The sequence below is a fragment of the Shewanella sp. genome (assembly GCF_051658185.1).
Classification (GTDB): Bacteria; Pseudomonadota; Gammaproteobacteria; order Enterobacterales; family Shewanellaceae; genus Shewanella.
On the sequence record NZ_JBOFMC010000280.1, the window covers coordinates 35,875 to 42,565 of the forward strand.

Annotated in this window: 8 protein-coding genes; 5 read left to right on the forward strand and 3 right to left on the reverse strand. The window is 49.6% G+C overall.

Features of this window, described 5'->3' with window-relative positions:
• Positions 1–482 precede the first annotated feature (482 nt).
• Together ACRCZA_RS10750 and ACRCZA_RS10755 are read right to left on the reverse strand one after the other, a co-directional pair.
• The gene (locus tag ACRCZA_RS10750) at positions 483–869 is read right to left on the reverse strand and encodes a DUF3301 domain-containing protein (protein WP_438674429.1); all 387 of its coding nucleotides are present in this window, start codon (positions 867–869) and stop codon (positions 483–485) included.
• Complete coding sequence (locus ACRCZA_RS10755) at positions 866–1,879, reverse strand: DUF3549 family protein (protein ID WP_438674430.1); 1,014 nt, start codon at positions 1,877–1,879, stop codon at positions 866–868. Before ACRCZA_RS10755 ends, ACRCZA_RS10750 begins: the two co-directional genes overlap by 4 nt.
• A 155-nt stretch (positions 1,880–2,034) precedes the next feature.
• On the opposite strand from ACRCZA_RS10755, the gene ACRCZA_RS10760 reads away from it, so the two are divergent.
• Together ACRCZA_RS10760 and truC are read left to right on the forward strand one after the other, a co-directional pair.
• Positions 2,035–2,355, forward strand: coding sequence for a YqcC family protein (locus ACRCZA_RS10760; RefSeq protein WP_438674431.1), 321 nt, complete (start codon positions 2,035–2,037; stop codon positions 2,353–2,355).
• Positions 2,342–3,184, forward strand: coding sequence for a tRNA pseudouridine(65) synthase TruC (gene truC, locus ACRCZA_RS10765; RefSeq protein ID WP_438674432.1), 843 nt, complete (start codon positions 2,342–2,344; stop codon positions 3,182–3,184). Before ACRCZA_RS10760 ends, truC begins: the two co-directional genes overlap by 14 nt.
• 153 nt (positions 3,185–3,337) lie before the next feature.
• On the opposite strand, the gene ACRCZA_RS10770 is transcribed toward truC, so the two are convergent.
• Entirely contained in the window at positions 3,338–3,520 is a 183-nt protein-coding gene (locus tag ACRCZA_RS10770) for a hypothetical protein (protein WP_438674433.1), read from the reverse strand.
• A gap of 123 nt (positions 3,521–3,643) precedes the next feature.
• Here ACRCZA_RS10770 and ACRCZA_RS10775 point away from each other — a divergent pair, with 123 nt between their 5' ends.
• The 3 genes from ACRCZA_RS10775 (at position 3,644) to purU (ending at position 6,603) form a co-directional block, all read left to right on the forward strand.
• The gene (locus ACRCZA_RS10775; RefSeq protein WP_438674434.1) at positions 3,644–4,105 is read left to right on the forward strand and encodes a flavodoxin; all 462 of its coding nucleotides are present in this window, start codon (positions 3,644–3,646) and stop codon (positions 4,103–4,105) included.
• Positions 4,060–5,538, forward strand: coding sequence for a PTS transporter subunit EIIC (locus ACRCZA_RS10780; protein ID WP_438674435.1), 1,479 nt, complete (start codon positions 4,060–4,062; stop codon positions 5,536–5,538). The genes ACRCZA_RS10775 and ACRCZA_RS10780 overlap by 46 nt, the downstream gene beginning before the upstream one ends.
• A 195-nt stretch (positions 5,539–5,733) precedes the next feature.
• Complete coding sequence (purU, locus tag ACRCZA_RS10785; RefSeq protein WP_438674436.1) at positions 5,734–6,603, forward strand: formyltetrahydrofolate deformylase; 870 nt, start codon at positions 5,734–5,736, stop codon at positions 6,601–6,603.
• Positions 6,604–6,691 lie beyond the last annotated feature (88 nt).

Genomic DNA, 6,691 nt, shown 5'->3' on the forward strand with positions numbered 1-6,691 from the left:
TAGGTAAGGGAATACGGTTATACAGGATGTACGCAGTTAGGATGACAGCCGTGAGCCACTCGGATGGCTTAGTGCGTAACAGGATGAGCACTTAAGGACAGCAGGGAGCGCTCTCTTTCAGGATGAAAGACTGGCTAAGCAGGGAGCCAAGACTATCAGGGAAAGAGAGTCGAGTTGCTAGGATGGCAATGCATATGGACGGCAATGGCACAAGGTGTGCAATCGAAGGGATGCAGAATCACGGACGATATTGGAACCGCTCAGGATAGAGCAAGCTTGGTAAAGGGAACGCCAAGGGATAGGGAAGTACTTAGGTACACGGAAAACTCAAGGATTGAACATGGACGACGCTGGATGCAAGTAGACGCAAGGATGGTGCAGGGAGCACAATAATAGCGGGATGGCTTAACAGAGGACAGAAGGGCGCGATCTTCGGATCGTGCCCTTTCTTTTGCCGCAAAATTGAGTGCAAATCCGCTACGTTAATGGCATTTCCCGGAGTTGCAACTGCTACGGCCGCCACAGCCACCAAACTTGCCTTGTGCGGTGGGCGCTTCATGCCACTGCGGTTCAGGGAAGAGTGGCCATTCTATTTTTTGGATTTTTTTGCCAAGCATCCAAATATGACCACGGTATTGATTCATGCCGTCGGTGCTGAATTCAAACAGATATTTTGCTTTCCAGCATATCCCCGTCGTGCCGCCAAGGCTTGGCCGCGCGCTTTCTTGGGCGATCGCCAGCAGTTGTACTTTCTGCCGACTGCATTCTTTCTCGGCAAAAATGCGGCTTAATTCTGCCATTTGCCGAAGTTGCCAAAAAAATGCGGCAATGATCATCACCGCAATAATTAACAGTAAATCTGACATCATTTGCTTGCTGCCTTAAACAAACCACCGATGGCTTGTGATAGTTGGACGCTGCGGTTGGGGTTCCTTAACTCGCCAAGTAAGTGTTCCCTTAGGCTTGGAATTGCCACAATATCAGCAAAGACCTGATTAAAAAAGCTTTGGGATTGCAAGGCGAGAGCCTCGAGGTAAATACTGCGACTCACCTCTTGCTTTAGCACTGTCCAATTGCGCCCGGCAATACTAATCAAGGTGGTGGCGTCTAACAGTGATGCTTGGTGTAAATGCTGGAATGCCTGTTGGCTAAGTTCAGGATGCGATGCTAACGCTCTGAGAAAATAGGCCTTATCATTAATATCAGCCTGAATGAGTTTGTAAAAAAGCCGTGTGGCAAGCGCTGTGCTGATGTGCACATGTTCTAAACACTGGCATAGGGCGATCTGCACTTCTTTTGCTGCGGAGTCAAAACTTGTGAGGACGTGAGCTTCATGATCTAACTCGTTTAGGCGCACACAGACATCGGCAATCCCTTGTATGCCAATATGTTGCCATTGGGATGGGGCGATTTGCCCGCAGAGATACTGCAGCGCAAATTCATATTGTGCCGATGCCGCTTGTCCTAACTGCTTACGCACTAAGGCATTGAATACGGCCAGTTTTTCTTGGCTGGGCTTAAAACTAAAGGGATTATTCGCCAAGCGTTCCTGTTGCTCATCGCTCAGGGGCTGCGTGGGATCTTGACCTAAGGCTGAGAGTACCATGTCAATAAATTGCGATCGCGGGGCGGGAGAGAGCAGGCCTTGCTCATCTAATGCCAATTTTAGAAACCAAATAAAATGTTGCTGGTTGGCATTCCAAAAGACGATAGCAAATTGTGCATGCCCTTGAATGGGATAGGGGTAAGGCGTGGCAAGGGATTCGATTTGGTGAAATGCCAGCATATCAATGTGCTGCACTCTACGCCCGAGATCATATACTTGGAACTGGGTTTGGGCAGTGGTTAAAAATTGGCTAAGAGTAGTAATTTCAGTCATTTGGCTATTATATCAATCAAAAAGGCTCGGTCATTGGGGGATATTATAGGGGGAACTTAACGGGGATGGTATGATTGCGACTCGTTTATGGCCTAATGGGTGGTCGAAGGCTTGGGGTTTTGCCCTGCAGCCTTGATATTTTGGAGGTCAAGTGGATGTTATACAGCCAAACTCAACGTAAATTGCAGCAAATTGCCCAGTACTTGCAGCAGCTTGGAATGTGGTCAACCACGCCGCCAAGTGCGCAGGCCATGGCCAGTACCGCGCCCTTTGCCTGTGATCTTATGGCGCTAGAACAATGGCTCCAGTTTATTTTTATTCCCCGGATGCAAGCCTTGATTGATGCAGGGCAAGTGTTACCGTCGCAAATTGCGATTGCCCCAATGGCTCAGCATGTGTGGCAGGATAACCCCCAGCTACAACCGTTAATTGCGATTTTAAACCAATTGGATATGTTGTTAAATGAACCCAGATGATACATGGCTTGAGAGCCCTGATAACGCCCCCTCCCACTCCCCCCTAGCGGACGAGGAGGCTGCGCCAGAGTTAACGATTTTATTTGAAGATGAGCATCTCGTTGCCATCCATAAGCCTGCGGGCTTATTGGTCCATCGCAGTTACTTAGCCCGTCGGGAGCGATTTTTCGCGATGCAGTTAACCCGGGATTTAGTCGGTTGTCATGTATTCCCGGTACACCGATTAGACCGGCCAACCTCCGGCGTATTGTTGTTTGCCAAATCCAGTGAAGTCGCCAATCACCTATGTGAGCAATTTGCGAGTCATAGTGTTGAAAAACATTATCTTGCACTGGTGCGCGGCAATATTCACGCAGGGGGCGAACTGGATTATGCCCTAAAAGTGGAGCTCGACGATGTCGGGGACAAGTATGCGGATCCAAATAAAGCGGCTCAGGCGGCGGTGACGGTTTATCAGCCGTTACTCAATAGTGAAATTCCATATTCATCAGGGCGTTATCCAACGAGTCGTTTTGCATTAGTGCAGCTTACGCCGAAAACAGGGCGTAAACATCAACTGCGTCGTCATATGGCGCATTTGCGTCATCCGATTTTAGGGGACACGACCCATGGTGATGGTAAACAGAATGCCTTTTTTAGGGCGCATTTTGGGGTTAATCGTTTATGGCTCATTGCCAAGAAACTGACGGTGACTCATCCCATTACCCTACAGCGGCTTGAGATTGAAACCGAGCTGGAATCTGAGTGGAATAGCGTATTTGCTGGCCTAGGGTGGGAGCAAGCGCAGTTAGATTTAGGGCCGAATTTCTTGCTTGCTCAAGAAGTGTGATCTTTGGCTTTTCAAACCACTTGCGATAGTTATGACTGCGATAGTTATGACTGCGATAGTCATGCCATCCATCGCGAGCGTCGCAATCGATGCGGCTGTTAGTCCTTGGTGTTTGTTAAAATGAGTAACGATATCTCGTTTCTCGTCAAATACCTAGGGCGTTGAAGCATGCTTGGGACGCAATTGCGCCATCAGGGTGGCTAAGGTCGAAAAACCGGATGTGGGCGCAAGGGGAGTATTCAGATCCTGCTGCGCAGCGTGGAAATAGTGCTTACGCCTAATTTTGGTGGTCTTGTGATGTTGCTTGAGGTGTTTTTGCCTGGAGGTTTGTCGCATCGGTAATGTCCATCGAGCCCAATAATTTGATATATAAAAATTTTTTACCTACTGACTTGCCCGCAAGCCCATGGATACAGTAAGTTAAGCTTGGTCGAACTGTATCAGCCAGTGGAGTATATCATGAAAAAGGTGAATCTGGTGTTTGGCACTGTCTATGGTAGTGCCCAATTTACGGCCGAAACCTTAGCACAAGCATTAAGCCAACGCGGCTATCTTGTAAAGTTGTGGCAAACGGATGAGATTGCGAGCTTTACCCCGCCAGCTGATGAGCTATTAGTGGTTGTGACATCAACGACCGGGCAAGGTGATCTTCCTGAGGATATTCAGCCTTGGTTTTATCACTTAAAAAATACCGCGCCTTATTTACCTGAACTGTATTACAGTGTTATCGCACTCGGAGATTCGAGTTATGAAACGTTTTGCGGTGCAGGCAAAGCCATCGATGCGCTGCTTGGCGAATTAGGTGCTAAAGCGGTGGTGAATCGATTCGACATTGATGCCTGCCAAACCATGGAACCTGAGGTAGAAGCACTAAAATGGCTGGAGCATTGGGATCAAGTCATCCGGTCCGCCGCCGACTAGGTCAAGTCATTATTCAGCAATGGTTTAAATTTGCCCAGCGCTTAAGTCAGGCGCTGCTCATTCCTATTGCCGTTTTACCGGCGGCGGGATTGATGTTAGGGCTCACCGTCAGCCCTCTGCCGTTTATCCCCGCAGAGCTTGCCGCGTTGCTGTTAGCGGTGGGCAAATTCATCTTTGCACTCATGCCCATGTTGTTTGCCTTAGCCTTGGCGATAGGTTTTTGCCGGGACCAAGGCATTGCCGCATTCACAGCGGTATTGGGATATGGCGTGATGACGGCCACACTGGCTGCCCTTGCTGCGCTGTATCAATTACCGACTCAGCCGCTGCTTGGCATGGCGACCTTAGATACCGGCATTGCCGGTGGCATGTTGGTTGGTAGCCTGAGTTGCCTTGCCGTGCGCTGGAGTCAACAGTTAAGATTGCCGGCCATTTTTGCTTTCTTCGAGGGGCGGCGCAGTGCGCCCTTATTGATGGTACCTTTAGCCATCGCCTTAGGTTATGTGCTGGCTCATCTTTGGCCTTCGTTCTCGCTGCTGATTGAGCGTTTAGCCGATTGGGCCGTGTATCAAAAGCCTGCGCTTGCCTTTGGGATTTATGGGACGTTGGAACGCTTACTCTTGCCCTTAGGATTACACCATATTTGGAATGCGCCATTTTTTTTAGAGATTGGCCAATATTCGCCGCCCGGGCAAGAGATTGTCCGCGGCGAAGTGGCGCGTTATTTGGCGGGCGATCCCCAGGCCGGTCATTTGGCGGGCGGTTATTTGATCAAGATGTGGGGTTTACCTGGCGCTGCGCTTGCGATGTGGCGCTGTGCCAGACCCGGCGAGCGCCATCAAATTGCGGGGATTTTACTCTCGGCTGCGGCGGCGAGCGCGTTAACCGGAGTGACTGAGCCGCTTGAATTTAGTTTTATGTTTATCGCCCCTTTGTTATTTGTCATTCACGCCTTACTGACAGGGCTTGCCTATGGGGCCTGTATTTTACTGGATATCCGCCATAGCATAGTGTTTTCCCATGGGTTGGTTGACTTTAGCCTATTGCTGCCGCTGTCCCATAATGCCATTGGTATGATGGTGTTAGGGCCACTGACCGCGTTGATTTATTACCTGCTATTTAGGTGGAGCATTTTAGCTTTTAACCTAAAAACCCTTGGCCGTAGTGACTCGCAGCAGGCTGCTCCTCGGCAAACCAGTTTACGGGGGATTATTGCCGCGCTTGGGGGAAAAGAGAATATCATCGAATTGAGTGCCTGTTTAACGCGATTGCGCTTAAGCGTGCATCAACCTGAGTTGGTCAACAAAGCGCGTTTGCGTCAGTTAGGGGCGAAGGGCGTGGTGGTGATAGGGAAAGGGGTGCAAGTGGTTTATGGCACCAAATCCGAGGCGCTGCGGCAAGTCTTGCAGCGATATCTAGATTCGCGGCGTTAAGACTTGCTGAACGACTCGCGATGCCACATTGCCATTGACTAAAATACAGGCTGTGCAAAATATCGGCGTCGTTTTTAGGGTTTATTGAATCAAGCTGCATAAATATCGGCAATATAAAACATTTTGGGCTGATTTGCCCCTTAGGCCTGCTGCGCTATGGCACACTCTGTTTGAGTTGATTATGGAGGACCGAACATGCCTACAGCCAGAGCCTGCCACCCGCCCCGCGCCCTAGCGCGTAAGATCCTGATGACCGATTGCGCCGACGCCCAAGGGCTAATCGCTAATATCACCGGGATTTGCTTTAAACATAAACTTAATATCATTAAAAACAGTGAGTTTGTCGATAATGCTCAGGGACGATTTTTTATGCGTACCGAACTTGAGGGGCATTTCGACCGTGAGAGCTTGCTGCAGGATTTACGGACGGTATTGCCTAGCCAAAATCACATGAGCCTCGTCGATGCCGGGAAAAAACGTATTGTGATCCTCGTGACCAAAGAAGCCCATTGCTTGGGGGACTTACTGATGAAGGCTTATTACGGCGGCTTATCGGTGGAGATCGCCGCCGTAGTGGGCAATCATGATGCGCTTAGGGGGCTGACGGAAAAATTTGCCATCCCCTTTCATTTTGTCAGCCATGAAGGGCTGGACCGTGCTCAACATGAGCACGCCTTGCTGGAGGTCATCGGCCACTATCAGCCCGACTATGTCGTGCTCGCAAAGTATATGCGGGTGTTACGCCCTGAATTTGTGGCGCAATATCCAAATCGGATCATCAATATTCATCATTCATTTTTACCGGCGTTTATTGGCGCCGCGCCCTATCGACAGGCCTGGGAACGCGGAGTCAAAATTATCGGAGCGACCGCCCATTTTGTGAACAATTGCTTGGATGAGGGGCCTATTATTAAACAAGATGTGATCCCGGTGGATCACAGTTACAGCGCCCTTGATATGGCCCGCGCTGGGCGTGATGTAGAAAAAAGCGTGTTGAGCAAAGCCTTGCAATTGGTGCTCAATAACCAAGTGGTGGTGTATGGTAATAAAACTATTGTATTTTAAACGTAAAGGCCGCTTAGGGGCGTCAATGGGCGCTCGCCAAGTGAATTGCCTTGCGCTGAGGTGCACTATTCTGTGCACTTGATTTGGT